The organism is Methylobacterium sp. WL6, assembly GCF_008040095.1.
GTDB lineage: Bacteria > Pseudomonadota > Alphaproteobacteria > Rhizobiales > Beijerinckiaceae > Methylobacterium.
Map to the genome: position 1 here is coordinate 1 of NZ_VRVH01000453.1, position 2,657 is coordinate 2,657.

Below are 2,657 nucleotides of genomic sequence, written 5' to 3' on the forward strand. Positions count from 1 at the left end.
GCCGTCGACCGCCGGTGCCGGCAGCGTCGGCGCCGCCGCCTCTGCGGTCGGCGGCGCCGTGATCGGGATCGTCTGCGCCCGCTAGAGCGGTTTCGAGCGCGGTGGATCCCGGCTCGCGTGAAGAAGATCAGACCTCACGGAAAACAGAGTCCCCTCCGCGATCCGCAGATCGCGAAGGGGGCGTCGGGAGCCGGTCCCCGATCGCGGATCGCGGAACCGGCCCCCCGCGTCCGGCGTCAGAGCCGGCCGGTGACCAGCAGCACGATCAGGACGATGATCAGGATGCCGCCGAGGCCGAAGCCCGGGCCGCGATAGGCGCCGCCGCCGAGGAAGCCGCCACCACCGAAGGCGAGAATGATCAGGATGATGAGCAGAATGGTGACGAGCGACATGGAAGAAAGTCTCCGCGGGAGCGCACGGGTCGTGAGCTTGACCGTTCAAACGCCGCGACAATCCGTTCCGTTCAAATAATTCGCACGCAAACGTGACGGACGGTTTTGCCGGCTCAAGCGTGCCAGTCCGGCAGCGGCGCGCCGGCTTCGTCCAGCCAGTCCGGCGTCGGCAGGCCGCGCTCGCGCAGGAAGGCGGGGTTGAACAGTTTCGAGGCGTAGCGCGCCGCCCCGTCGCAGAGGATCGTCGCGATGGTGTGGCCGGGGCCGAGCACCCGCGCCAGCCGGATCGCGCCGGCGACGTTGATGCCGGACGAGCCGCCGAGCGACAGCCCCTCCTCCCGCATCAGTCCGAACACGATGTCGAGCGCCTCCGCGTCGGGGATGCGGAAGGCGTGGTCGGGCGCGAACCCCTCGAGGTTCCGGGTGATCCGCCCCTGGCCGATGCCCTCGGTGATCGACGAGCCCTCGGCCTTGAGCGTCCCGGCGGTGTAGTGCGCGTGGAGCGCCGAGCCCTCGGGGTCGGCGAGCGCGATCGCGACCTCGGGGTTGCGCGCCCGCAAGGCGAGCGCCGTCCCGGCGAGCGTGCCCCCGGTGCCGGCGGCGCAGACGAAGCCGTCGAGGGTGCCGCCGGTCTGGTCCCAGATCTCGGGGCCGGTGTGCCGCTCGTGCGCGCCGCGGTTGGCGACGTTGTCGAACTGGTCGGCGAAGAACGCGCCGGCGGGCTCGGTGGCCGCGAGCCGCTCGGCGAGGCGGCGCGCCACGTGGACGTAGTTGTTCGGGTTGGCGTACGGCACCGCCGGCACCTCGACGAGGCGGGCGCCGGCGAGCCGCAGGGTCTGCTTCTTCTCCTCCGACTGGGTGACCGGGATGACGATCACCGTGCGGTAGCCGCGCACGGAGGCCACCAGCGCCAGCCCGATCCCGGTGTTGCCCGCCGTGCCCTCGACGATGGTGCCGCCCGGCCGGATCAGCCCGCGCGCCTCGGCGTCCTCGACGATCGCGCGCGCCGCCCGGTCCTTCACCGAGAGGCCGGGATTGAGGAACTCGGCCTTGCCGAGGATGGTGCAGCCGGTCTCCTCCGACGCCCGGCGCAGCCGGATCAGCGGCGTCCCGCCGATCGCCGCCAGCACGTCGGGGCGGGTGCCCCGCTCCGGATCCGTCGCCACGCCCATCCCGGTGCCTCCGCATCGCGCGCCTCCCGGGGCGCCGCCCTCCGCGATAGATCAGAAGGCGGCCCATCGGAAGCCGGGGGCGGCGCCCCGGCGATCAGGCCAGGCGCGGCGCCTCGATCATCGCGCGGACGCGCTCGGCCATGGCGTCGACGGAGAACGGCTTGGTCACCACCGCCATGCCGGGGGCCATGTGGCCTTCGCCGAGCGCGGCGTTCTCGGCGTAGCCGGTGATGAACAGCACCTTCAAGTCGGGCCGGCGGGCGCGGCCGGCATCGGCCATCTGGCGCCCGTTCATCCCGCCCGGCAGGCCGACATCGGTCACCAGCAGGTCGATGCGCACGTCCGATTGCAGCAGCTTGAGGCCGGCGGCGCTGTCGCTCGCCTCGATCGCGGTGTAGCCGAGATCCTCCAGGATGTCGGCGAGCAGCATCCGCACCGTCGGCTCGTCGTCGACCACCAGCACCGTCTCGCCCTGCCCGGAGCGCGGCCGCGCCGGGCCGGCCGCCACCTTGCCCTCGACCTCGGCGTCGCCGTGGTGGCGGGGCAGGAAGATGCTCACGCGGGTGCCGGCCCCGACCTCCGAGCGGACCCGCACCTCCCCGCCCGACTGCTTGGCGAAGCCGTAGATCATCGAGAGCCCGAGGCCGGTGCCCGCCCCCATCGGCTTCGTCGTGAAGAACGGCTCGAACACCCGGGCGACCACCTCCGGCGGCATGCCGGTGCCGGTGTCGGCCACGCACAGCGCGAGGTATTGCCCCTCCGGCATGTCGTGCTGGCGGGCGGCGCGCGCGTCGAACCGCGCGTTGGTGGTCTCGACCGTGATGCGGCCGCCGTCCGGCATCGCGTCGCGGGCGTTGATGCACAGGTTCAGCAGCGCGTTCTCGAGCTGGGACGCGTCCACCAGGGCGGTCCACAGCCGCGCGCCGGCGGCGACCTCGACCGGGATGCCCGGGCCGACGGTGCGCTGGATCAGCTCGTGCATCCCCGCCACGAGGCGGTTCACGTCGGTGGGCCGGGGATCGAGGGTCTGCCGGCGCGAGAAGGCCAGCAGCCGGTGCGTCAGGGCCGCGGCGCGGCGCGCGGCGCCCTGGGC

Annotated in this window: 3 protein-coding genes; all 3 read right to left on the minus strand. The window is 73.3% G+C overall.

Annotated features, from left to right (window positions below):
• Positions 1–236: 236 nt before the first annotated feature.
• Entirely contained in the window at positions 237–392 is a 156-nt protein-coding gene (locus tag FV230_RS27070) for a DUF3309 domain-containing protein (protein ID WP_147729453.1), read from the minus strand.
• A gap of 113 nt (positions 393–505) precedes the next feature.
• Complete coding sequence (locus tag FV230_RS27075) at positions 506–1,558, minus strand: cysteine synthase A (RefSeq protein WP_246695027.1); 1,053 nt, start codon at positions 1,556–1,558, stop codon at positions 506–508.
• Between the two features lie 100 nt (positions 1,559–1,658).
• The coding region (locus FV230_RS27080; RefSeq protein ID WP_147844573.1) for an ATP-binding protein at positions 1,659–2,657 on the minus strand (999 nt) is incomplete at its 5' end.

Bases quoted from the DNA above. Each gene is read 5' to 3' on its own strand.
- FV230_RS27070 (WP_147729453.1), bottom strand. From the start codon at position 392: ATGTCGCTCGTCACCATTCTGCTCATCATCCTGATCATTCTCGCCTTC.